This window comes from Streptomyces flavusporus, assembly GCF_046267975.1.
In the GTDB taxonomy this organism is placed as follows: domain Bacteria; phylum Actinomycetota; class Actinomycetes; order Streptomycetales; family Streptomycetaceae; genus Streptomyces; species Streptomyces flavusporus.
This window is the reverse complement of sequence record NZ_CP176503.1, coordinates 3793456-3817035: the sequence shown is the minus strand read 5'-3', so window position 1 is coordinate 3817035 and position 23580 is coordinate 3793456. Positions and strand designations below refer to the sequence as shown.

Here is a 23580-nt window from a genome sequence, read left to right as displayed (position 1 = left end):
CGCGAATGAGAGGATGCGCGGACCGCGGCACTCGCAAGCAGGGGGAGAGGCATGGAGATACTCGTGCTGTCCGGCGTTCTGGCGCTCGCCGTCGGAGGATGCGTCTGCGTCGTGTGGGCGGAACGGGGCGGCCCCCGCTGGGTGCGTGTGGTGGCCGCCGTGACCCGGACGGCCGGCGAGCTGCTGAGCCGGTCCGGAAGTTCGCGCAGTCGCTCCGGCTCAGACGACTAGAGACTTGCGGGCCAGCAGGAACGCCCGCGGGCGTTTCTCCTCGTCCTGGGGCTCGCGCAGGACACGGGCCTGGACGTCGAGGCCGGCCTTCGTCAGGAGGTCGGCCACCTTTTCGGGCGTACGCCAGTGGTAGTCCAGGGCGATCTCGTGGCCGAAGCGTTCCGTGAGGTGGAGGCGGTCCTCCGTGTCGCCGTGCTGAAAGCCCACCAGGACGTGTCCGCCGGGGAGCAGAACGCGGTGGAACTCGGCGAACGTCGCCGGCAGGTGCTCGTCCGGGATGTGGATGATCGAGTACAGCGCCAGCACGCCGGCCAGTGTCCCGTCCGGCAGGTCCAGGCTCGTCATCGAACCCACGTGGAAGCGCAGACCGGGGTGCGCCCGGCGGGCCAGCTCCACCATCCGCGGGGAGACGTCCACCCCGAACACCGGGACACCGAGACCGTCCAGCATCGCCGTGACCCCGCCCGGGCCCGAACCCAGGTCGGCCACGGGGGCGGGGGCGTGCGTACGGGCGAGGTCGGCGAAGGCGCCGATCACGGCCCGGTCCACGGGCATGCCGGGGCCGTCGGGGAAGTGGGCCGCGTAGTCGTCGGCCATCGCGTCGTAAGAGGCCCGGGTGGCCTTGAGGAAGTCGGGCGGGGCGGGGAGCACAAGGCACAGATTAGCCTCGCGCTTTCGCGAGGTGGACTGTCCGATGCTTGATCAAAAACGCGGAAAGTGCTCCTGACCTGTAACGATAGGACTTGCTGAGGGTCCTGCTGGCTGCGAGGAAAGAAGCACTTCCCAGGTGATGGAGAGGGCGTCGGCTTCCGCGGACATGAGCGCGTCGGCGAACGTCTTGACCATCGCGCGCAGCAGATCGGGACTCGCCGCGGCGAGATTCTCCTCCGCGAGGGCGTGCAAGGGCACACTGTCAGGTGCGGTCATCGTGCTGATCTCCTTCGAGGCTTCGACATCTCGAAGATCAGCCGGTGGCCGTTCTCGTATCCGGACACTCACTCCGACGCCGGGGCAAACGCCCGGATCAGGTGGGAGCCCGTACACCACTTCTCAGGACGCAACCCGGCTATCGCGCAGACGTCGGAATCCTGATTCCTGGGGCCGAACTTCCTGTTGTGTGACCGTGAGCGTGACCTTGAGATGCCTCGGAATTTTCGGGAGTGGCTGCCTACCGAGCACCTGTGCTAGAAGGTGCTCGACGTCGTTGGAGGGCTCGATCTTTCAGCGTTCGAGAGCAACTATCGCGCCGACGGGCAGGGAGGGGTGGCATATCCTCCTGCGAACCTGCTCGCGCTGATCCTGTACTGCTACAGCAAGGGTGCGCTCTACCCGCCGTTCTTAGAGCTTGTCTCACGTGGTGTCTGATCGATGCGGCATGATTCCTTCTTATGGGTGTCGATCTGTCGCAGCGGTTGGTTCCTGACGAACTCTGGTTGCGGGCGGCTCCGTTGCTTCCCTCGTTCGCGCCGCGCCCGCAGGGAGGAGGGACGGCCCCATGCGATGAGCGGGCCGTGTTCACCGCGGTTGTGTACGTGCTGACCAGCGGATGCGCGTGGCGGCATCTTCCCGAGACGTTCGGCGTCTCTCCCGCCACCACGCACCGCCGGTTCTCCGCGTGGACAGAAGCCGGGCTGTGGAGACGTCTACACCGGGCCGTCTTGGACGAGCTCGGTGCCCGCGGAGAGCTGGACTGGTCCTCCACGATCGTCGATGCAGCCTCGGTCCGCGCGAAAAAGGGGGATCGCTGACCGGGCGCAATCCGGTCGACCGGGGCAAGAAGGGCAGCAAGCTGCATGTGCTGTCCGACGCTCAGGGCTTACCCCTGGCGCTCGGCGTGTCCGGGGCGAACGTCCACGACAGCCAGGCTCTGCTGCCCCTGGTCCTGGGCATACCCGCGATCCGCTCGCGGCGCGGTCCGCGCCGGCGCCGTCCCGGCAGGCTCCGTGCGGACAAGGCCTACTACTCCGCCGAGCACGTGAAGTGGCTGCGCGGGCGCGGCATCGTCCCGCGTATCGCTCGGCCCGGCATCGAATCCAGTGAGCGCCTGGGCCGACACCGCTGGAAGATCGAACGGTCGATCTCCTGGCTCTTCGGCTACCGCCGCCTCACCGTCCGGTACGAGAGGAAGGGCACACACTTCTTGGCCTTCCTCGGCCTCGCAGCGGCACTGACCTGCTACAAGAAACTGGCCAAGCTCGCCACGTGAGACAAGCTCTTAGGCTAGGTGAAGCCGTCCAGTGAGCCTTGCGAGGTCGCGTCGGTTGCCAGCGGGGGTGCCGCCAATGCTGGAACAACGATACCGCTGCCACCAGCAGCCAGCGTTATCGCACCAGCAGGCTCAGGACCAGGCCTGCCGTGCCGAGCAGGCCGAATTTCGCCAGCATCCAGGGGATCTGCTCCTCGCCGCAGGCATACGCGTTCATGCGAGCAGTGTTCCCCGGAGGGACCTGCTGTGTGCGCTGCGTGGCGGAAACCTCATGCGGCGGTGATGGTTTGGGGCCGGATGGGGCGGCTCTGTACCCGCGTACTGGCCCGGTCCAGCTGGATGGACAGTTCCGGCGTCGCTGTGGCGATCTCATCCCGGCTCTGGATAGCGAGAGCAACTGGCCGTTGCGTATCCGGATTTTCTCATGTTCGAATGCGAAGGTTCGAAGTGTGAGGGTAGAGTCGCGGGCGTGAAACTGGTCGTGCAAGTGAAGCTGCTGCCGACGCCCCTGCAAGCGAAGGCACTGGAGGCGACACTGCGCGCTTGCAACGAGGCGGCGACCTGGGTCGGCCAACTGGCTTTCGAAAGAGATGTGAAGAACAACTTCGCGCTGCGCAAGCTCACCTATGACGAGGTGAAAGCGCGGTGGGGCCTGGGCGCGCAGGCGGCCCAGCACGTGATCAAGAAGACGTGCGATGCGTATGCCACGCTCAAGGCCAACATCAAGGCTGGAAACCTCGGAAAGCCCGGCTCGAAGCGGTATCGCCGTGCTGTAGAGAGTCCGATTGCCTTCCGTCCGGAAGGGGCGCAGCCGTACGACGACCGAATGTTGTCCTGGCAGATCGCCGAGCGGCGCGTGTCGGTATGGACGGTGACCGGCCGGGTGAAGAACATCGCGTTCAATGCCTCGCCGGAGCAGTTGGCGACCCTCGCCCTGCATCGCAGGGGAGAATCAGATCTCGTTTGCCGCGACGGCCTGTGGTTCCTGCTGGCCACCTGTGAGATCCCTGAGCAGTCGCTGAACATCGAACCGGTGGATTTCCTCGGCATCGATCTGGGCATCGTGAACATCGCCACTACCAGTGACGGTGAGATCATGGCCGGGCGTGAGCTCAACCGTGTGCGGAGCCGGGAACGGAAGCTCCGCGCGAAACTCCAGAAGAAGAACACCCCGTCCGCCAATCGCCGCCTGCGGAAGCGGCGGCGCAAGGAGGCGCGGCGGGCCAAGGACATCAACCACAAGATCGCGAAGCATGTGGTGGCCGAGGCGGAACGCACCGATCGCGGGATCGCCCTGGAAGATTTGACGGGCATCCGCGAGCGGGTACGGCTTGCAAAGCCCCAACGGGCCACCCACTCCGGCTGGTCGTTCGCCCAGCTGGGGGCGTTCATCGCGTACAAGGCCCGCCGGGCCGGGGTGCCGGTGGTGCACGTCGATCCGGCATACACCTCCCGTACCTGCGCCGAGTGCGGGCACATCGACAAGGCGAACAGGGTCTCCCAGGCCTGGTTCGCGTGCCGGAACTGCGGATTCGTTGATCATGCAGACCGGAACGGCTCCCGCAACATCCGCGCCCGCGCGTGGGAGTTGTGGCGACGCGGGGCCCAGTCAACGGCCCCTGCCCCACTACCGCGCCAGCGGAGTGGGGCTGGACGCAAACGCAGCACCACATCCAGTGATGCCCGTTCTGCAAGCCCGTCGCTCCAGCGACGAGTAGTTTGACAGGGTGAAGCAACTGCAACCGAGGTCGATCTTGCCGGGATAGCTCCTCCCGGCACGCTCCCTGAGGCGCTCCTCTACTTCTCATGCACCCGGATTCCCGAGTTCATCAATGCCTCGCGGCCCTGAAACGCTCCTCCTGCTCCTTCTGTCTCCGGAGCATCGCCCCGTCATCAAGGAACCTTGGTGCGCCAGGTGAAGCCGTTCAGCAGGCCCTGCGAGGTCTCGTCGGTCGTCTGTAGCGGATACCACCACCGGTGGACCAGCGACACCACAGCCACCAGCAGCCCGAATTTCACCAACCATCCAGGGGGTCTGGTCCTCGCCGCAACCGCACGCCTCCATGGGGTCCGCGAGCGGTGGCCGTGTGCGCTGGCTGGCGGAAACGTCGCGTGTTGGTGATGACTCCGGGATCCGAGCTCCCTTCCCCCACAGGTGCGATCCCGCCAGGTGGAACAGAACCGCCGCGTGAGTGCGGGGCGTGGTATGCGTAGAAAAAGAAAAGGCTACCCATTTCAGCCCACGCCCATGCGTCGAGCGGCCAGATTTTCTTCCCCTAACGGGTTGAACTTTTGCTGTTTGAGGATGAGTTGGCCACCCCGGCGTCCTACCCTTTAGAGGGTGAAGCAACTGATGTCCCCAGAATCCGAAGCCGATCATCCCGGGGGAGCCATTCTTCCCGGCACGCTGCCGACGGCGCTCGGCGCTGAACTCGTCGCGTTCCGGCGCGACTTGCACATGCACCCGGAGCTCGGCAACCAGGAGTTCCGTACGACTGCCGCGATCAAGGCACGCCTCGAGAAGGCCGGCCTGAAGCCGCGGGTGCTGCCCGTCGGGACCGGGCTCGTATGTGACGTCGGGGCCGACGGCGGGCAGTGGCGCGGCGGGGCCCCCATGCTCGGGTTCCGGGCCGACATCGACGCCCTGCCCATTCCGGATGCCAAGACCGAGTGCCCCTACCGGTCCACCGTGCCCGACCGGGCGCACGCCTGCGGGCACGACGTCCATACGACCGTGGTGCTCGGCGCCGGGCTAGTCCTCGCCGAGCTGCACAAGCAGGGGCTGCTGCCGCGGCCCGTGCGGCTGGTCTTCCAGCCGGCCGAGGAGGTGTTGCCCGGAGGTGCCGCCGACGCCATCGACTGCGGGGTGCTCGAGGGGGTGGAGCGGATGATCGCCGTGCACTGCGACCCCAGGGTCGACGCTGGGCTGATCGGGCTGCGGGAGGGCCCCATCACCTCCGCCTGCGACCGGCTGGAAATCGCCCTGGACGGGCCCGGCGGGCACACCGCCCGGCCCCATCTGACGACCGACCTGGTCACCGCCGTCGCCCGGGTGGTGACCGACGTGCCCGCGCTGGTCGCCCGGCGCGTCGACACCCGCAGCGGGCTCGCCGTGACCTGGGGGCGGATCGAGTCGGGGCACGCACCGAACGTCATCCCGCAGCACGCCGAGCTCTCCGGAACCGTGCGCTGCCTGGACCTCGACGCCTGGCGGCAGGCGCCCGACATCGTGCATGCGGCGATCGACGAGGTGGCCAACCTGCACCGCGCCAAGTCGGAGATCAACTACGTGCGCGGTGTTCCCCCCGTGGTCAACGAGGCCGAGACGACCGAGCTGCTGCGCGAGGCCATGACCGCGCGGCGCGGGGCCGACTCCGTCGAGGGGACCGACCAGAGCCTCGGCGGCGAGGACTTCTCCTGGTACCTGGAGCAGGTGCCCGGCGCCATGGCCCGGCTCGGCGTGCGCACCCCCGGCGAGCGCACGGTGCGCGATCTGCACCAGGGCGACTTCGATGTCGACGAGTCCGCCATCACCGTGGGCGTGGAGCTGTTCACCGCTGCGGCGCTGGTCCACGGCGGGCGGTAGGCCGGTCGTTCGACGTCGTTCTCCTCCGGTTGCGGCCCGCCGGGACTGGGGGCAGCCTGGTGCGCGTAGCGATCAGAGATGCCCTTCACCGCGCCGGGATCGCCCCAGGTGCACACCATTCGAGCCGGTGGTTCACAAGCACGTAACCGGCCACCGGCACGAATGGATAACGGCCACGCAGAAGCCCGTTCCCAGGAGTGTCTACGCGCGTTAATGTGCGCCGAACCGAGCACCCACTGCGGGGCTTTGGAGAATGGGGAACTTCAGATGCGTCGGATATCCAAACTGACCCGCGTCGCGGTGGGGGTCGCGTCGCTCGCACTCGCCGCCACGGCCTGCGGTGGCACCAGTGGTGACAGCGGCGGCGAGTCCAAGGAGAACCTGGGCCTCGCCATCGCGTACGACATCGGCGGCAAGGGCGACCAGTCCTTCAACGACGCCGCGTACGCCGGTCTGCAGAAGGCCGCGAAGGAGTTCGGCTACAAGACCGCCGACATCGAGCCCACCGAGGGCGAGACCGACGCCGACAAGGAGCAGCGCCTGGCCTCCCTCGCCAGGCAGGGCTACAACCCTGTCATCGGCGTCGGCTTCGCCTACGGGCCCGCCATGCAGGCCGTGGCCGAGAAGTACCCGGACACCACGTTCGGCATCGTCGACTCGGTCGTCGAGGGCGACAACGTGGCCTCCCTTGTGTTCGCCGAGGAGCAGGCCTCCTATCTTGCCGGTGTCGCTGCCGCCAAGGCCACCAAGACCAACACCGTGGGCTTCGTCGGCGGTGTGGACATTCCGCTGATCCACAAGTTCGAGGCCGGTTACAAGCAGGGCGTCGCGGAGACCAACCCGGACGTCAAGGTCGTCTCGCAGTACCTGACGCAGACCGCCGAGGAGGGTGGCTTCTCCAGCCCCGACAAGGGCAAAGCCGCCGCTGAGGGCCAGATCGAGAAGAAGGCCGACGTCGTCTACCAGGCGGCCGGTCTGTCCGGGCAGGGTGTCATCGAGGCCGCGGCCAAGGCCAAGGTGTGGGCGATCGGCGTCGACTCCGACCAGTACCAGCAGGAAGCGCTCTCGGCGTACAAGAACTACATCCTCACCTCCGCGCTCAAGGACGTCGGCGGTGCGGTGTACACGCTGGCCAAGTCCGTCGAGGACGAGAAGCCGCTGACCGGTACCCAGACCTTCGACCTGAAGGTGGACGGCGTCGGGCTGTCCGAGAGCAACCCGGAGTTCGCGAAGATCGCCGGTCTCCAGGATGCCGTGAACAAGGCCAAGGAAGGCATCATCGACGGCTCCATCAAGGTCAAGACCGAATAGGTTCGGATCGGTGAGAAGCGGGTGGGCGTTCGGAGCGTCTGCCCGCTTCCTGTTATGCCTGCGGCGGCCTGTGCCGCTGTGTGGGGGCTGGTGTCGCGCCTACCGGCGGTGGGTGGGTCGGGGCCGCGCCGGGGGGTGTCCGTCCTCGGTCTGCCGATGGGTTTCTTGGTGGGGTGTTCCGGCGTTCACGGCAGCCGCTGCGGGCGGACACCCCCCGGCACGTCCCCTTCCCGCCGTGGGCGGCTGCGCATCACCGAGTGCCACTTTCCGTTTGCAGGCGGCAAGGTGGTGACCTGGGGTGCGGGTGGTATTGGCCACGGGCGGATAACAAGGTGGACAGAAGGGGTTTTCAGGCAGGTCTACGCGCGTTAATCTGCGGCGAAGCCAGCGCCGAAGCTGAACCGTCCGGCGCTTGTACGACAGGAGCACCACACATGCGCCGGGTTTCCCGCATCGCGGTCGCAGGCGCAGCGACCGCATCCCTCGCCCTCGCTCTGTCCGCCTGCGGCGGCACCTCGACCGAGAGCTCGTCCTCCGACTCGAAGGGCGACAAGGGCCTCGCCATCGCCTACGACGTCGGCGGCAAGGGCGACCAGTCCTTCAATGACGCCGCTTACGCGGGCCTGGTGCAGGCGAAGAAGGAGTTCGGCTACAAGACCGCCGACATCGAGCCCACCGAGGGGGAGACGGACGCCGACAAGGCGCAGCGTCTGGCGTCGCTGGCGAGGCAGGGCTACAACCCGGTGATCGGTGTCGGCTACGCGTACGCGCCGGCCGTCAAGGAGGTCGCGGAGAAGTACCCCGACACCACCTTCGGCATCGTCGACGACGCCCAGGTCCAGGCGGACAACGTGGCGGACCTGGTCTTCTCCGAGGAGCAGGCCTCGTATCTCGCCGGTGTCGCTGCCGCCAAGGCCACCAAGACCAACACCGTGGGCTTCGTCGGCGGTGTGGACATTCCGCTGATCCACAAGTTCGAGGCCGGCTACAAGCAGGGCGTCGAGGACACCAGCGGTGGCAAGGTCAAGGTCGTCTCGCAGTACCTGACGCAGACGGCTGAGGAGGGCGGCTTCTCCAGCCCCGACAAGGGCAAGACCGCCGCCGAGGGGCAGATCGAGAAGAAGGCCGACGTCGTGTACGCGGCGGCCGGTCTGTCCGGTCAGGGTGTGATCGAGGCCGCCGCCGCCAACAAGGTGTGGGCGATCGGTGTCGACTCCGACCAGTACAAGCAGGAAGCCCTCGCCAAGTACAAGGACTACATCCTGACCTCGGCGACGAAGGACGTCGCCAAGGCGGTGTTCGGCCTGGCGAAGTCGGTCGAGGACGGCAAGCCCGTGACCGGTATCGTCAAGGGCGATCTGAAGACCGGCGAGGTCGGGCTCGCGGATTCCAACCCGAAGTTCGCGGACGACGCCGAGCTCCAGGAAGCCATCGAGACGGCCAAGGAGAAGATCATCAGCGGCGAGATCAAGGTCAAGAGCAGCTGACAGGGCAAGGGGGTGTCTCATGGATCAGGTCGGCTCCAAGTGGCAGCGCCTGCTAACGCGCTGAGCGGGGTCTGGTGCGTGCAGCTGCAAGGCGGAGGAGGGAGTCGACGCGGAGCGTCGGCGACTGACGACAACGCGGCAGATGTGCGTGCCAGACCCCGCGACGCCGGCAGGATCCATGAGACGCCCCCTTGGACTTCGAGCAGTCAGTAACCGCGGGGTTACGTCCGCTCAACGGGGTACGGGGAGGCTGTCTCCCTGTACCCCGTTGTCTCGGCGCGTCACCCCTTTGTATGCCGTAGGGGCGCTACGCGCGTAGACGACCCCCGTCCCCAGGAGAGTGCGCCATCAACGCGTCCAGCAGCCCTCCGGCAGGAGCGGCGGTCAACGGTCAGGCGACCGCCGTCGAACTCGCCGGGATCACCAAGCGTTTCCCCGGCGTCGTGGCCAACCACGACATCCACCTCAGCGTCCGCAAGGGCACCGTCCATGCCCTCGTCGGCGAGAACGGCGCCGGCAAGTCGACGCTGATGAAGATCCTCTACGGCATGCAGAAGCCGGACGAGGGCACGATCACGATCGACGGCGAGCAGGTCACCCTGCACAGCCCCGCCGACGCCATCGCCCGCGGCATCGGCATGGTGCACCAGCACTTCATGCTGGCCGACAACCTCACCGTGCTCGAGAACGTGGTGCTGGGCAGCGAGAAGCTGTACGGCATCGGCGCCAAGGCCCGCCGCAAGATCAAGGAGATCTCCGAGCGGTACGGCCTCGGGGTGCGGCCCGACGTTCTGGTCGAGGAGCTCGGCGTTGCCGCCCGCCAGCGTGTGGAGATCCTCAAGGTCCTGTATCGGGGTGCCACCACGCTGATCCTGGACGAGCCGACGGCCGTCCTGGTGCCGCAGGAGGTGGACGCGCTCTTCGACAACCTGCGCGAGCTCAAGGCGGAGGGCCTGTCGGTCATCTTCATCTCCCACAAGCTGGGCGAGGTGCTGTCCGTCGCGGACGAGATCACCGTCATCCGGCGCGGTACGACCGTCGGTACGGCCGTCCCCGCCGAGACCACCCCGCGCCAGCTCGCCGAGATGATGGTCGGCAGCGAGCTGCCCACGCCGGAGACCGCCGAGTCCACGGTCACCGACCGCCCCGTCATCACCGTGGAGAAACTGCGCCTGGAGGCGGCCGGCGGCAAGGCCCTCCTGGACGACATCAGCTTCACCATCCACGCAGGCGAGGTCCTGGGCATCGCCGGCGTCGAGGGCAACGGCCAGACCGAGCTGGTCGACGCGCTGATCGGCCTGCGCCATGCCGACTCCGGCACGATCCGGCTCGCCGACGAGGAGATCACCGGCTGGGCCACCCGCAAGCGCCGCGAGCAGGGCGTCGGCTACATCCCCGAGGACCGGCACCGCCACGGCCTGCTCCTGGAGGCCCCCCTCTGGGAGAACCGCATACTCGGCCACGTCACCGAGAAGCCCAACGCCAAGGGCGTATGGCTCGACCCGAAGGCCGCGCAGGCGGACACGCGCCGCATCGTCGAGGCGTACGACGTCCGCACCCCCGGCATCGACGTCACCGCCGCCTCCCTGTCCGGCGGCAACCAGCAGAAGCTGATCGTCGGCCGCGAGATGAGCCACAAGCCGCGCTTCCTGATCGCCGCGCACCCGACCCGCGGCGTGGACGTCGGCGCGCAGGCCGCGATCTGGGACCACATCCGTGAGGCCCGCCGCGAGGGCCTGGCCGTGCTGTTGATCTCCGCCGACCTGGACGAGCTGATCGGACTGTCCGACATGCTCCGGGTGATCTACAACGGCAAGCTGGTCGCCGACGCCGACCCGGCCACGATCACTCCCGAGGAGCTCGGTTCGGCCATGACCGGTGCCGCGACCGGACACCTCGAACACGAAGAGACCCCCGAGTCCGGCAAAGACGAGGCCCGCTGATGAAGAAGTTCGACAAGGAGCGTGTGCTCCTCGCCGTGGCCGGACCGGTCATCGCGCTCGCCGTGGCCTTCGTGCTGAGCGCGATCGTGCTGATCGCGTCGGGCAAGAACCCGGTCGAGCCGTTCGCCGTGATGTTCGAGCAGGCCGGTTTCTCCGACATCCAGGTCCTGATCATCAACCAGGCCTCGATGTACTACATCGCGGCGCTCGCGGTCGCCATCGGCTTCCGGATGAACCTGTTCAACATCGGCGTCGACGGCCAGTACCAGCTCGGCGCCATGCTGGCCGCGATCGTCGGCGCCCACATGAACCTGCCGGCCGCGATCCAGATCCCGCTGCTGCTCCTGACCGCCATCTGCACCGGCGCCTTCTGGGCCGGCATCGCCGGTGTCCTCAAGGTCACCCGGGGCGTCAGCGAGGTCGTCGCGACCATCATGCTCAACGCGATCGCGACCTCCGTCATCGGCTACCTGTGGCTGCCGACCGTCTTCGGCGTCAAGGTCGGCAACAACAACACCACCGGCGAAATGCACGAGTCGGGCTGGGTGCCCGGCATCGACATGGGAGCCGCCGGCGAGATCTACGGTCTGGTCGTCCTCGCCGTACTCCTCGGCATCGGCTACTGGGTCGTCCTCAACCGCACCCGCTTCGGCTTCGACCTGCGCGCCTCCGGCGCCTCGGAGACCGCCGCCGCGGCCAGCGGCGTGGACCCCAAGCGCATGGTCCTCACCGCGATGCTCATCTCCGGCGCCATCGCCGGACTCGCGGGCCTGCCGATCCTGCTCGGCGACACCCACACCTACAGCCTCAACTTCCCCACCGGCATCGGCTTCCTCGGCATCGGCATCGCCCTGCTCGGCCGTAACAGCCCCGTCGGTATCGCCTTCGCCGCCCTGCTGTGGGCGTGGCTCGACAAGGCCTCGCCCGAGCTGGACTTCCACGGCTACGACAAGGAGATCGCGGTCATCATGCAGGGCCTGATCGTGCTGTCGGTCGTCGTCTCCTACGAGGCCGTACGCGAATGGGGTCTGCGCCGCCAGCAGCGCCGGGTCGGCGCCGAACTGGCCGCCGGTCACGTCCTCGGCGCCCACAACACCACGAAGGAGGTGGCTGGCCGATGACCACCGCGACCGACGTCAACCAGCCCACGCTGCAGCCCGCGGCGCCGACCGGCCGCCGGATGTCCTGGCCGGTGCTGCTCCTGGTCATCGCCGGAGCCCTGGCGCTGACCTCGATCGTCCGCATCATCACCGGCGCCGACGGCATCACCAACGTCAGCCAGATGTCCACCGCGCTCCAGCTCGCCGTGCCGATCGGCCTCGCCGGTCTCGGCGGCCTCTGGGCCGAGCGCGCGGGCGTCGTCAACATCGGCCTCGAGGGCATGATGATCCTCGGCACCTGGTTCGGTGCCTGGGCCGGATTCCAGTGGGGCCCCTGGACCGGTGTCCTGGTCGGCATCATCGGCGGTGCGATCGGCGGCCTGCTGCACGCCTTCGTGACCGTCACCTTCAACGTCAACCACATCGTCTCCGGTGTGGCGATCAACATCCTCGCCCTCGGCGCCACCCGCTACCTCGCGCCCCTCGCCTTCGAGGGCCACCCGGGCGGCTCCGCCAAGCAGTCCCCGGCGGTCGAGTCCCTCGGCAACTTCACGGTGCCGGGCCTGTCCGACGGCCTGAGGGACCTCAACAACCAGGGCTGGTTCCTGATCTCCGACATCGCGGGCCTGCTGGGCGGCCTGGTCACCAACGTCTCCTGGCTGACCCTGATCGCCGTCGCGCTCGTCCCGGCGACCTGGTGGATTCTGTGGCGTACGGCCTTCGGCCTGCGGCTGCGCTCCTGCGGCGAGAACCCCGTCGCGGCCGAGTCCCTCGGCGTGAACGTCTACAAGTACAAGTACCTGGCCGTCATCATCTCCGGCGGCCTGGCGGGCCTGGGTGGCGTGTTCCTCTCCATCGTGGCCAACCCCTTCTACCTGGAGGGCCAGGTCAGCGGCCGTGGTTACATCGGTCTCGCCGCGATGATCTTCGGCAACTGGATGCCGGGCGGACTCGCCATCGGCGCGGGCCTGTTCGGCTACACCGACAGCCTCAACCTGCGCGGCGGCTCCGAGAACGTCCACGCACTGCTGTTGCTCGGCGCGCTGCTGCTGATCATCGGCGCGATCTGGCTGGCGGTCCGGAAGAAGTACGTCCAGGCCGTGATCACGCTGGTCGTCGGCGCCCTGGTGTTCGCCTGGTACGCCGGCACCAACGAGGTCCCCAACCAGGTCGTCTCCGCCACGCCGTACGTCATCACGCTGGTCGTCCTCGCCCTGTCGGCGCAGCGGCTGCGGATGCCGAAGGCGGACGGTCTGCCGTACCGGAAGGGACAAGGCAAGTGACGCCCGCGGTCGACTGGGACGCCCTGCGGGAGGTGGCGCGCGAGGCCATGAGCCACGCCTACGCCCCCTACTCGGGGTACCCCGTCGGCGTCGCGGCCCTCGTCGACGACGGCCGCACGGTCACCGGCTGCAACGTCGAGAACGCCTCGTACGGCCTCGGCCTGTGCGCCGAGTGCGGGCTGGTCTCGGAACTGCAGCGCACCGGGGGCGGCCGCCTCACGCACTTCACCTGCGTGGACGGCAGGGGCGAGATCCTCGTCCCGTGCGGCCGCTGCCGGCAGCTGCTGTACGAGTTCGGCGGCCCCGACCTGCTGCTGGAGACACCGGCGGGCATCCTGCCGCTGTCGGAGATGCTGCCGCAGGCCTTCGGGCCGGGGCACCTGAGCTCGTAACTCCTGTACGGCCCCTGGGACTCGACTTGCAGGGGCCGTACTCTTCGCAATCCCCGGAAGGAAAGCCAGCCATGGCCATGGACGTCATCTCCGTCATCCGCACCAAGCGGGACCGCGGTGAGCTCAGCGACGAGCAGATCGACTGGGTCATCGACGCGTACACGCGCGGCGAGGTCGCCGACGAGCAGATGTCGGCCCTCGCGATGGCCATCCTGCTCAACGGCATGAACCGGCGGGAGATCGCCCGCTGGACCGCAGCGATGATCGCCTCCGGCGAGCGCATGGACTTCTCGTCCCTGTCCCGCCCGACGGCGGACAAGCACTCGACGGGCGGGGTGGGCGACAAGATCACCCTCCCGCTCGCGCCCCTGGTCGCCGCCTGCGGTGCGGCGGTCCCTCAGCTGTCGGGCCGGGGCCTCGGCCACACGGGCGGCACGCTGGACAAGCTGGAGTCGATCCCCGGCTGGCGCGCGCTGCTCTCCAACGAGGAGATGCTGTCGGTACTGGACGGCGTCGGCGCCGTGATCTGCGCCGCGGGCGACGGACTGGCCCCGGCGGACAAGAAGCTCTACGCGCTCCGCGACGTCACGGGCACCGTCGAGGCGATCCCCCTGATCGCCTCCTCGATCATGTCGAAGAAGATCGCGGAGGGTACGGGCTCGCTGGTCCTGGACGTGAAGGTGGGCACGGGCGCCTTCATGAAGACGATCGAGGACGCGCGGGAGCTGGCGTCCACGATGGTGGGCCTGGGCACGGACCATGGGGTCAAGACGGTCGCGCTCCTGACGGACATGTCGACGCCTCTCGGTCTCACGGCGGGCAATGCCCTGGAGGTTCGCGAGTCGGTGGAGGTGCTGGCAGGCGGCGGCCCGTCCGATGTGGTCGAGCTGACCATCGCCCTGGCTCGCGAGATGCTGGACGCCGCCGGGGTGAAGGACGCCGACCCGGCGAAGGCGCTGGCCGACGGTTCGGCGATGGACGTCTGGCGGCGCATGATCGCGGCGCAGGGCGGCGACCCGGACGCGGAGCTGCCGGTGGCCCGCGAGCAGCACGTGGTGAAGGCGGGGGCCTCTGGCGTCCTGACCCGCCTCGACGCCTACGACATCGGCGTCGCCGCCTGGCGCCTGGGCGCGGGGCGTGCGCGCAAGGAGGACCCGGTGCAGGCGGGCGCGGGCGTCGAGATGCACGCCAAGCCGGGCGACACGGTGACCGAGGGCCAGCCGCTGCTGACCCTGCACACGGACACACCGGAGCGCTTCGAGTACGCGCTGCAGGCGGTCGAGGGCTCCTACGACATCGGGGCGCCGGGGACGGACTTCACGGCGTCGCCTGTCGTGCTGGAACGTATCGCCTGACCAGGCGGTTTCCCTTTCGGGTGAACGGGATCGGTGGACCGGCGCCGGTCCCGTTCGGCATGCTGGGATCGGTGACGCACCGATAGGAGACCGCCATGAGCGCACTCACCGTGAGCCAGGACCCCGACCAGAACTGGGACGACCTCGTCCGGTTCTGGGAGGAGATGGACTGGCCCGAGGGCAGCAAGGTGGAGATCATCGAGGGGATCATCACCGTGTCACCTGCTCCCGCATCCCGCCACAACGTGATCGCGGCCCGCATTCAGCGTCGCCTCTACTCCGCGATCCCCGAGGACTGGGAGATCTTCCAGACACTGGCCATTGCCGTGCCGTCCCGTCTGGGCATGCTCATCCCTGACCTGCTCGTGGCTCCCGTGCAGGAATGCGCGGAGGCGGAATCCCATATCCCGGCAGCCTTGGCCGAACTCGTCGTCGAGGTGACCTCCAAGTCCAACGCCCACCACGACCGCGTCAGCAAGCCCGCCGCCTACGCCACCGCCGGGATTCCGCTCTATCTGCTGATCGACCGCTGGGCCCCCGGAGGGCCCACCGCCACGCTCTTCGGAGAGCCGAAGGGCGATGTCTACCGTGTGCTGAGCGCAGTCAAGTTCGGTGACCCCATCAAGCTGCCAGAGCCGTTCGACGTGACGATCGACACCGGCGAGTTCCCCGTCGACTGACCGTCAGCCCAGCAACGCTGCCACCACCACCAGCACCGGCACCGAGATCACCGTCGACAGCAGGATCGAGTCCCGCGCCAAGCGCTCGCCCACCCGGTAGCTCGACGCGTACGTGTACAGGTTCTGCGCGGCCGGCAGCGCCGATGTCACCACCACGTCCAGCAAGGGCGCGCCCCGTAGGCCGAAGACGCCCGCCGCCAGGGCCCAGGCCGCCGCGGGCTGGCCCACCGACTTGAGGGCGACCGAGAGGAATACCGGATGCCGGTCCAGCCCCCGGCCCGGCATCGTGCTGCCGCACAGGGAGATGCCGAAGGCCAGGAGGACCGCCGGGACCGACATGCCGCCGATCAGGGTCAGCGGGTCCAGGACGGGGGCCGGGATGTGCAGGCCCGCCGCCGATACCGCCACCCCGGCCAGCGAACCGAGGGCGATCGGATTGCGGAACGGGGTGAGCAGACGTTGCCACAGGGGGTGTTTCCCGCCGCTGGTCGACAGGTCCAGGATCGTCAGGGCGATCGGGGTGACCCCGACGAGCTGGAACAGCAGCACCGGCGCCACCAGCGAGGCGTCTCCCAGCACGTACACCGCGATCGGGATGCCGAGGTTGCCGGAGTTGACGTAGCTGGAGCACAGCGCGCCGATCGTCGTCCGGCCCACACCCCAGCGGCGTACGACACCGACCGCCACGAACACGCCCGCCGCCGCTGCGGTGCTCAGGGCGGTGACCAGAAGCCGACTGGAGAAGATCACCGAGAGGTCGGCCCCTGCGAGGGTGGTGAAGAGTAGGGCCGGTGACGCCACGTGGAAGGCGAGCTTGGTGAGGACCTCGCGGCCCTGGTCGCCGAGATGGCCCCGGCGGCCGATCGCGTAGCCGACGCCGATGACCACGGCGATCACCGCGAAGCCGCTCAACACTCCCTGCACGGCGCCTCCTTGGGGAGGAGGCGCAGACCGGGTATCGCGGGCGGGGGTGATCCGTGGGGCATACAGCCACCCTCCGGGGGAGCCCTCGCCCAGGTCAATGTGATCCTCGCGGCGCCGCGAGCGGCACGCTGTACCGCTGCCCGCGATGAGTTACGGCCGCCCCGGCGGTCTACCGCTCGTGGACGCCATGACCCCCGCCGAAATCGTGCTGGCAGGCCCCGTCACCCGAGAGGAGGTGACAGGGCTGTGCGATGACGTGCGGGGATTGTTGGAGGCCAGTGGGGCCTCGGTCGTGGTGTGTGATGTCGGAGGGCTCGGGCCGCCGGGCCTGGCCGCCGTGGATCTGCTGGCGCGGCTGGAGCTGGCGGCCAAGCGGGCCGGGGGCCGGATCCGGCTGCGGGATCCCGATCCGGCCCTACACGCCCTCCTCGACCTGGTCGGCCTCCGCTTCGAGATGGAGGGGCAGCCCGAACAGCGGGAACCAGCGCTTGGTGTCGAGGAAGCAGTGGAACCCGGTGATCCGGCCGTCTGAGATCTCCAGCACCTGCACCGCCCACGGGACGAAGCCGCCCGACTCCGGATCCGGCTTGTAGTGGGCGAAGCCCGGCAGGCCGTTGACCTGGACGGGCCGCAGGCGTGAGTGGGCGCAGGCGGCGCCGAGGGTGGTCATGAAGCCGGTGATGTCCGCCGGGCCGCGCAGCCACAGGTCGAACGGCGGCATCGTCATGATGGCGTCCTCGTGGAGGAGGGCCGTGAGTGCCGTCATGTCGTAGCCCTCGAAGGCCGCGACATACCGCTCCAGGAGCTTCTGTTGCTCCTCGTCCAAGGGGTCGGAGACCGCCGCCTCGGCGCCCTTGTCCTCCCGCTCCGCGAGGGTCGCGCGGGCCCGCTGCAGGGCGCTGTTGACCGACGCGACCGACGTGCCGAGGAGCTCGGCGACCTCGCTCGCCTTCCAGGCCAGCACCTCGCGCAGGATCAGCACCGCCCGCTGCTTGGGCGGCAGCTGCTGCAGGGCAGCCATGAAGGCGAGGCGCACCGACTCCTTGGCGACGGCCGCCTCGGCCGGGTCGGCGGTCGTGGGCAGCACGCGGGCGTCCGGCATCGGCTCCAGCCAGGTGTGGTCGGGGCGGGGGGACAGAGCCGCCTGGGCGAGCGGCGTCGACTCGGAGAGATCCATCGGCCTGGCCCGCTTGTTGCCCGCGTTCAGCATGTCCAGGCAGACGTTCGTCGCGATCCGGTAGAGCCAGGAGCGGATGCTGGAGCGCCCCTCGAACTTGTCGAAGCTGCGCCAGGCACGGACCAGGGTGTCCTGCACCGCGTCCTCGGCCTCGAAGGAGGAGCCGAGCATGCGGTAGCAGTAGCCGGTCAGCTCGACTCGGTGCTTTTCCAGTGTGGCGTCGAGGTCCGTTGTCGTCGCCGTGCCGTTGCTCATGGTCCACCCACCCCTGTGGCCGTTCCTGTCCGTGCGCGCCTTTGCGCCCAGCACTTCGGAAGCTACAGCAGGCCACCGACAACGGCTCGCCGTCTGGGGAAAGGGCCAGGTCAGGGGCGTGCGGTCCGCAAGCGCTCAGCGGCGGCAGTTCTTCCGCCGCCGACCGAGCGTCTTCGGGGCCTCTTGCTACAGCAGGCCAGTCAACTGCCGCGACCGAGCGCCGTACGGCTTGCACAGCGCTCGCCACTGGGTGTGACGCCACGCTTGCGTCCAACTGCCCCGATGGGCAGTAGGGGCGATTGACTGCGCCCCGCGCCTACGTGGTCTGACGCCGCCATGCAACCGGGTCCACCGGCGAAGCCGGATCTGTGCCTTCAAGCGACTCCCACGTGGGGGCATCAACTTATCGTCACCGAACGGAGTTTGACAACCTCGCCGTGTGACTATGAGCCCGTGCCGCCCTGGACCCCAGCACCGTGATGCCCACTACACCCAGCACCGCCAGCAGCCCGACCCCAACGGTCCCGGCCCAGCCGCCCGCGTGGAAGGCCATGGCCCCCACCGTGCTGCCCGCGCTGGAGCCGATGTAGTAGGCGGACTGGTACAGCGCCGAGGCCTGGGCGCGGCCATGTGTCGCCGTCTTGCTGACCGCCGAGGACGCCGCCGCGTGCCCCGCGAAGAAGCCGCCGGTGATCAGGACCAGACCCAGCAGGACAAGCGGCAGCGATCCCGCCAGGGACAGCAGCAGACCCGTCGCCGTGGTGCCGCCCGCCAGATAGAGCGCGCCCCGGCGGCCGAGGCGGCCGACCAGCCGGCCCGCCGTCGACGCCGACACCGTACCGACCAGGTAGACCAGGAAGATCGAGCCGACGATGCCCTGGGGGAGCGAGAACGGGTCCTCGGTCAGGCGGTAGCCGATCACCGTGTAGACGCCGCCGAACACCGTCATGAACAGGGCGCCGATCGCGTACAGGCGGCGCAGCAGCGGGTCGGCGAGGTGGGCGCGGACCGTGCCGGCCAGGACGCGCGGGCGCAGCGAGCCCGGCGTGAAGTGCTTCGGAGCCGGGAGCAGGAGGCGGAAGGCGATCGCGCAGGCCACGGCGACCACTCCGAGGGCGCCGAGCGCGACCCGCCAGCCCCACTCCTGCGCCACCCAGCCGGTGATGACCCGGCCGCTCATCCCGCCGACGCTGTTGCCCGCGACGAACAGGCCGATCGCGGTGACCAGCGCCCTGGGCCGGACCTCCTCCGCGAGATACGCGGTCGCCGACGCCGGCAGCCCGGCCAGCGCCGCGCCCTGCACCGCCCGCAGTGTCACCAGCGCGCCCATCGAGGGAGCGAAGGGGACCAGCAGGGCGACCGTCACCGCGACCGCCAGCGACGCGGTCATGACCGTACGCCGCCCGAAGCGCTCCGACAGGGCGCTCATCGGGAGGACGAACAGCGCCAGAGCGCCGGTCGAGGCTGCCACCGTCCAGCTGGCCGCGCTCGCCGTCACGCCGAAGTCCTCCGACATCAGGGGGAGCAGAGCCTGCGTGGAGTAGAGGAGCGCGAAGGTCGCGACGCCCGCGAGGAAGAGGGCGAGGCTCATCCGGCGGTAGCCGGGCCCGCCGGGGGCCATACGGGAATCGGCAGCAGAGACGGCAGGAACAGCGGCAGCGGCGCCCACGATCGTGGACGCCCCGGTATCGGCGGGGTTCATGCCTCGAACCTAAGGACCCGACCATTCATCCGTCCAATGCATGGAATTGCCATAATCGTTCCCATGGAGCATCAGCAGAGGTCACAGGCGCGACTGTCACCAAGCAGTGACACAGAAGACATCGTCGCGCTGCTCGCGCCGCGCCTGGCTCACTTCGCCGGAGTCGCCCGCACCGAGCACGTCACCCGGGCCGCGCAGGAGATGAACGTCCCTCAGTCGACCCTCTCGCGCGCCATGGTGCGCCTCGAACAGGACCTGGGCGTCGACCTGTTCGCCCGGCGCGGCCGGACCGTGTCGCTGACGACCGCCGGCCGGACCTTCCTCGCCTCCGTCGAACGCGCCCTCGCCGAGATCGAGCGGGCCGCAGAGGAGGTGCGCGCCGACGCCGACCCGGCCACCGGGAAGGTCGCCTTCGGGTTCCTGCACACCATGGGCGCCGAGACCGTGCCCGGCCTGCTGCACGCCTTCCGGGCCGACCATCCGGGGGTCCGGTTCAGCCTCGTCCAGAACTACGGCGAGGCGATGCTGGAGCGGCTGCGCGCGGGGGAGCTGGACCTGTGTCTGACCTCGCCCGTCCCGGACGCCCCCGACCTGGTCGCCCGCCGCCTCGACGAACAGAAGCTGCGCCTCGTCGTCCCGGCCGACCACCGTCTGGCCGGCCGTCGGCGGATCCGGCTCGCCGAGGCCGCCGAGGAGATGTTCGTGACTCTGGAACCCGGCTACGGCATGCGCCGGATCACCGACGACCTGTGCCAGGAGGCCGGTTTCAAGCCGCGGATCGCCTTCGAGGGCGAGGAGGCGGAGACGCTGAGGGGGCTCGTCGCCGCCGGTCTCGGGGTCGCGCTGCTGCCGCCGCCGGCGGTGCCGCGTCCAGGCGTCGTCGAGCTGACGGTCACCGCGCCGCGCGCGGCGCGCGAGATCGGCGTCGCCTGGCTGGACGGCCGCCCGGACACACCCCCGGTGGCGGCGTTCAAGAAGTTTCTGCTGTCACGACGCGGGCATCTGCTGCCCGACTGAGCCGTCCTGTCACCCTCAGGCGAAGCAGGCGGACAGGCCCTATCGCCGCAGCGACCGGCCGAACCCCGCGGCCAGCGGCATCCGCAGCCCCAGCGGCGGCGGTGCGGCGAGCGCGTCCTGGACCGGACGGGAGAGGGGCTGCCCGAACAGCGCTCCCATGGTGAAGTCCTCGGCAAGGGCCAGTACTTCGTCGCGGTGCTGGTGCAACCCGTGCCGGTCGGAGTGGACTTCGAAGCGGCAGACGTCCCGGTTCACCTTCTTCGCGCGGGCCGCGTACCGGAAGGACAGCTCGGGGTCGGTGCGCTCGTCGTTGGTGCCGTGCACGATCAGCACCTGCCGACCGACGAGCTGTTTCACCGGTTCGGGTGGCGCCGCGACATCGTCCTCCGGCAGCCAAGGGGCGAGCGCCAGCACGGAGTTGACGGCCTCGTGGCCACCCGCGTGCAGCGCGGCCCGCCCGCCCATGTCGATGCCGGCCAGGCAGACCGGGACGTCGCCGTAGCGCCGTACCGCTTCGTCGGCCGCCCAGGAGGCGTCGCGGGCGAGATGGGCCTCGTTGCCGTTCCAGCCGCGGTAGCGGTAGTGCACGACGTGCGCGACCAGGCCCTCGTCATGGCCGGCGCGCACCAGGCGGCGCCCCAGCCCCCGTACGGACGCGGCCGCGAGCAGGGGGGACGGCCGGCGGGCGGAGACCTCGTCGCCGCCGGGGAGCAGCAGCACCACCCCGTTCACCGCCGTCGGTTCCGGACCGAGCGCCCGCCCCAGCCGGGGCGTGCGGACCGGCGTCACTTCCTGTGCCATGACAGAACAGTGTCAGAAGTGCCGGTGTACACCACCCGTCCGCACGGTCACCGTTACGTATCGACGGTTTCGTACAACCGGCGATCTACGCGCGTAGGAGTTAGAGTGCGGAAATGACGAGCCAGACTGACCGGATGAGGCACACCCCGAGCCCGGACCAGATCCGCCGGGCGCCCAAGGTTCTCCTGCACGACCACCTCGACGGCGGGCTGCGCCCCGGCACCATCGTCGAACTCGCCCAGAAGACGGGCTATCAGGGACTCCCCGAGTCCGACCCCGACAAGCTCGGCCTCTGGTTCCGCGAGGCCGCCGACTCCGGATCCCTGGAGCGGTACCTGGAGACCTTCTCCCACACCGTCGGCGTCATGCAGACCCGTGAGGCCCTCGTCCGGGTCGCCGCCGAGTGCGCCGAGGACCTCGCCGAGGACGGCGTCGTCTATGCCGAGGTGCGGTACGCCCCCGAGCAGCACCTGGAGGGCGGGCTCACCCTCGAGGAGGTCGTCGAGGCCGTCAACGAGGGCTTCCGGGAGGGCGAACGGATCGCCCGCGCGGGCGGCCACCGCAGCCGCGTCGGCGCCCTGCTCACCGCCATGCGGCACGCCGCCCGCGCCCTGGAGATCGCCGAACTCGCCAACCGCTACCGGGACTCGGGGGTTGTCGGCTTCGACATCGCGGGCGCCGAGGCCGGCTACCCGCCTACCCGGCACCTCGACGCCTTCGAGTACCTCAAACGCGAGAACAACCACTTCACCATTCACGCCGGCGAGGCCTTCGGGCTGCCGTCCATCTGGCAGGCCCTCCAGTGGTGCGGTGCCGACCGGCTCGGGCACGGGGTGCGGATCATCGACGACATCGAGGTCGCCGAGGACGGCTCCGTCAAGCTCGGCCGACTCGCCTCGTACGTCCGCGACAAGCGCATCCCGTTGGAGCTGTGCCCCAGCTCCAACCTCCAGACCGGCGCGGCCAACTCCTACGCCGAGCACCCCATCGGCCTGCTGCGCCGCCTGCACTTCCGCGCGACCGTGAACACCGACAACCGGTTGATGTCCCACACCAGCATGAGCCGGGAATTCGAGCACCTTGTCGATGCATTCGGTTACACGCTCGACGACCTGCAGTGGTTCTCGGTCAATGCTATGAAGTCAGCATTCATTCCTTTCGATGAACGACTGGGTATGATCAATGACGTGATCAAGCCCGGATATGCAGAGCTGAAGTCCGAATGGCTGTTCCAGCAGACGGCCTCCACCAGGAGTTCTGCATCCTAGAGGGCTGATCTGGGACGGGAAATGTGGGTGGGTGTTCACAACCCGTCCGCATTTCGATGTTTGCGGCGCCCGCCATCGCGTGTTTACGTTCATGGACCGCCCCCGAACACCGCCATCCCGTTATTCCATTTCCAGTCAGTCAAGGACGCAATTCACCATGAAGCAGTCTGCTGCCAAGTCCCTCGGTGTCGCCGCCCTCGGTGCCGCCTTCGCCGCTGCCGGTGCGGGCGCCGCCAACGCCGCTCCGGCCGTCCCCGACGCGACCCAGGCCCTGGGCACCGTCACCCACACGCTGCCGGCGCAGAACGTCTCTCAGGCGCTGCCGGGTGCCGGCAAGGCGCTGACGAAGGGGCAGCCCGCTCTCGGCAAGGGTCTGAACGCCGCCAAGCCCAACCCCACGAAGACGCTCCCCGGGGGCGCGACCGCGCCGGTCGGCGGGCTGCTCGGCGGACTGCCTACGAAGGGCGTGCCCGTGCAGGCCGCGCCGGTGAACGGCCTGCCGCTGGGCTGAGCACCCGCCTCGTACGTGCCGATGGGGCGCACCCTGGCAGGGGGTGCGCCCCATCGACTTTCCCGTGAGAGGGGCCTTTACCAGGCCGTCCGCGTCTTGCTCTCCGAAGGCAGCAGGATCCACAGCGCGATGTAGAGCAGGAACTGCGGGCCGGGCAGCAGGCAGGACAGCAGGAAAATCACGCGCATCGTCGTCGCGGAGGTGCCGAAGCGCCGTGCCAGCGCTGCGCACACTCCGCCGATCATCCGGCCGCTGGTGGGGCGGGCAAGGCGGGACATGGCGGCTCCTTGTGAGCGTCGGTGCGAGGCCTGCCCTCGTGGCTGCCTCATCTGCCTACAACGCTACGCAGAC

23 protein-coding genes and 1 pseudogene are annotated in these 23580 nt (G+C 69.0%); 16 read left to right on the top strand and 8 right to left on the bottom strand.

Annotation, left to right across the window (positions count from 1 at the left end; all coding sequences use genetic code 11):
- Positions 1-51 precede the first annotated feature (51 nt).
- On the top strand, positions 52-231 hold the full coding sequence (locus ACKTSN_RS17990; protein WP_409470056.1) for a hypothetical protein: 180 nt from the start codon (positions 52-54) through the stop codon (positions 229-231).
- Here ACKTSN_RS17990 and ACKTSN_RS17985 read toward each other — a convergent pair.
- Positions 220-828 carry a class I SAM-dependent methyltransferase gene (locus tag ACKTSN_RS17985; protein WP_409474858.1) on the bottom strand — a complete coding sequence of 203 codons (609 nt, stop codon included), beginning with the start codon at positions 826-828 and terminating at the stop codon, positions 220-222. The two genes, ACKTSN_RS17990 and ACKTSN_RS17985, sit on opposite strands and share 12 nt — an antisense overlap.
- Before the next feature lie 198 nt (positions 829-1026).
- A pseudogene (locus tag ACKTSN_RS17980) lies at positions 1027-1158 on the bottom strand (IS256 family transposase); the annotation flags it as partial.
- A gap of 473 nt (positions 1159-1631) precedes the next feature.
- Between ACKTSN_RS17980 and ACKTSN_RS17975 the strand changes: the two are divergent.
- Positions 1632-2437, top strand: a protein-coding gene (locus ACKTSN_RS17975) for an IS5 family transposase (RefSeq protein WP_409474857.1) whose coding sequence is annotated in 2 segments (ribosomal slippage) — positions 1632-1953 and positions 1953-2437 — 807 coding nt in all. Because the reading frame shifts where the segments join, the coding sequence is not laid out codon by codon here.
- Between the two features lie 469 nt (positions 2438-2906).
- Positions 2907-4160: an RNA-guided endonuclease InsQ/TnpB family protein gene (locus ACKTSN_RS17970; protein WP_409470055.1), complete on the top strand. Its 1254-nt coding sequence runs from the start codon at positions 2907-2909 to the stop codon at positions 4158-4160.
- Positions 4161-4330: 170 nt separating this feature from the next.
- On the opposite strand, the gene ACKTSN_RS17965 is transcribed toward ACKTSN_RS17970, so the two are convergent.
- Complete coding sequence (locus tag ACKTSN_RS17965) at positions 4331-4456, bottom strand: hypothetical protein (protein WP_409470054.1); 126 nt, start codon at positions 4454-4456, stop codon at positions 4331-4333.
- 334 nt (positions 4457-4790) lie between these two features.
- On the opposite strand from ACKTSN_RS17965, the gene ACKTSN_RS17960 reads away from it, so the two are divergent.
- From ACKTSN_RS17960 to ACKTSN_RS17920, 9 genes are all read left to right on the top strand, one after another.
- Positions 4791-6023 carry a M20 family metallopeptidase gene (locus tag ACKTSN_RS17960; RefSeq protein WP_409470053.1) on the top strand — a complete coding sequence of 411 codons (1233 nt, stop codon included), beginning with the start codon at positions 4791-4793 and terminating at the stop codon, positions 6021-6023.
- 267 nt (positions 6024-6290) lie between these two features.
- Entirely contained in the window at positions 6291-7334 is a 1044-nt protein-coding gene (locus ACKTSN_RS17955; RefSeq protein ID WP_409470052.1) for a BMP family lipoprotein, read from the top strand.
- A 434-nt stretch (positions 7335-7768) separates the two neighbouring features.
- Positions 7769-8821, top strand: coding sequence for a BMP family lipoprotein (locus tag ACKTSN_RS17950; RefSeq protein ID WP_409470051.1), 1053 nt, complete (start codon positions 7769-7771; stop codon positions 8819-8821).
- Between the two features lie 347 nt (positions 8822-9168).
- The gene (locus ACKTSN_RS17945) at positions 9169-10764 is read left to right on the top strand and encodes an ABC transporter ATP-binding protein (RefSeq protein WP_409474856.1); all 1596 of its coding nucleotides are present in this window, start codon (positions 9169-9171) and stop codon (positions 10762-10764) included.
- Positions 10764-11885 carry an ABC transporter permease gene (locus ACKTSN_RS17940; RefSeq protein WP_409470050.1) on the top strand — a complete coding sequence of 374 codons (1122 nt, stop codon included), beginning with the start codon at positions 10764-10766 and terminating at the stop codon, positions 11883-11885. The genes ACKTSN_RS17945 and ACKTSN_RS17940 overlap by 1 nt, the downstream gene beginning before the upstream one ends.
- Positions 11882-13147 (top strand): ABC transporter permease, encoded by a 1266-nt coding sequence (locus ACKTSN_RS17935; RefSeq protein ID WP_409470049.1) that lies wholly within the window; start codon positions 11882-11884, stop codon positions 13145-13147. The genes ACKTSN_RS17940 and ACKTSN_RS17935 overlap by 4 nt, the downstream gene beginning before the upstream one ends.
- Entirely contained in the window at positions 13144-13539 is a 396-nt protein-coding gene (locus ACKTSN_RS17930) for a cytidine deaminase (protein ID WP_385263623.1), read from the top strand. Before ACKTSN_RS17935 ends, ACKTSN_RS17930 begins: the two co-directional genes overlap by 4 nt.
- Positions 13540-13610: 71 nt before the next feature.
- Positions 13611-14894: a thymidine phosphorylase gene (locus ACKTSN_RS17925; RefSeq protein WP_409470048.1), complete on the top strand. Its 1284-nt coding sequence runs from the start codon at positions 13611-13613 to the stop codon at positions 14892-14894.
- A gap of 95 nt (positions 14895-14989) precedes the next feature.
- A complete protein-coding gene (locus tag ACKTSN_RS17920) occupies positions 14990-15574 on the top strand; it encodes a Uma2 family endonuclease (protein WP_224737231.1) in 585 nt (194 codons plus the stop codon).
- Between the two features lie 3 nt (positions 15575-15577).
- Here the strand turns inward: ACKTSN_RS17920 and ACKTSN_RS17915 are convergent, their stop codons facing one another.
- Positions 15578-16498 (bottom strand): AEC family transporter, encoded by a 921-nt coding sequence (locus ACKTSN_RS17915; RefSeq protein ID WP_409470047.1) that lies wholly within the window; start codon positions 16496-16498, stop codon positions 15578-15580.
- Positions 16499-16643: 145 nt separating this feature from the next.
- Here ACKTSN_RS17915 and ACKTSN_RS17910 point away from each other — a divergent pair, with 145 nt between their 5' ends.
- Positions 16644-17030, top strand: coding sequence for an STAS domain-containing protein (locus ACKTSN_RS17910; protein ID WP_409470046.1), 387 nt, complete (start codon positions 16644-16646; stop codon positions 17028-17030).
- On the opposite strand, the gene ACKTSN_RS17905 is transcribed toward ACKTSN_RS17910, so the two are convergent.
- Together ACKTSN_RS17905 and ACKTSN_RS17900 are read right to left on the bottom strand one after the other, a co-directional pair.
- Positions 16914-17930, bottom strand: a complete 1017-nt coding sequence (locus tag ACKTSN_RS17905; RefSeq protein WP_224737228.1) for a sigma-70 family RNA polymerase sigma factor — start codon at positions 17928-17930, stop codon at positions 16914-16916. The two genes, ACKTSN_RS17910 and ACKTSN_RS17905, sit on opposite strands and share 117 nt — an antisense overlap.
- A 409-nt stretch (positions 17931-18339) precedes the next feature.
- A complete protein-coding gene (locus ACKTSN_RS17900) occupies positions 18340-19632 on the bottom strand; it encodes an MFS transporter (RefSeq protein WP_409470045.1) in 1293 nt (430 codons plus the stop codon).
- Positions 19633-19695: 63 nt separating this feature from the next.
- Between ACKTSN_RS17900 and ACKTSN_RS17895 the strand changes: the two genes are divergently transcribed.
- A complete protein-coding gene (locus ACKTSN_RS17895) occupies positions 19696-20649 on the top strand; it encodes a LysR family transcriptional regulator (RefSeq protein ID WP_409470044.1) in 954 nt (317 codons plus the stop codon).
- A 39-nt stretch (positions 20650-20688) separates the two neighbouring features.
- Here ACKTSN_RS17895 and ACKTSN_RS17890 read toward each other — a convergent pair whose 3' ends face one another.
- Positions 20689-21450: an alpha/beta hydrolase gene (locus tag ACKTSN_RS17890; RefSeq protein WP_409470043.1), complete on the bottom strand. Its 762-nt coding sequence runs from the start codon at positions 21448-21450 to the stop codon at positions 20689-20691.
- Positions 21451-21563: 113 nt separating this feature from the next.
- Between ACKTSN_RS17890 and ACKTSN_RS17885 the strand changes: the two genes are divergently transcribed.
- Both ACKTSN_RS17885 and ACKTSN_RS17880 read left to right on the top strand, forming a co-directional pair.
- Positions 21564-22718 (top strand): adenosine deaminase, encoded by a 1155-nt coding sequence (locus tag ACKTSN_RS17885; protein ID WP_409470042.1) that lies wholly within the window; start codon positions 21564-21566, stop codon positions 22716-22718.
- A gap of 157 nt (positions 22719-22875) precedes the next feature.
- On the top strand, positions 22876-23229 hold the full coding sequence (locus ACKTSN_RS17880; protein WP_409470041.1) for an ATP-binding protein: 354 nt from the start codon (positions 22876-22878) through the stop codon (positions 23227-23229).
- A 77-nt stretch (positions 23230-23306) separates the two neighbouring features.
- Here ACKTSN_RS17880 and ACKTSN_RS17875 read toward each other — a convergent pair whose 3' ends face one another.
- A complete protein-coding gene (locus ACKTSN_RS17875) occupies positions 23307-23507 on the bottom strand; it encodes a PspC domain-containing protein (RefSeq protein WP_409470040.1) in 201 nt (66 codons plus the stop codon).
- Positions 23508-23580: the final 73 nt, after the last annotated feature.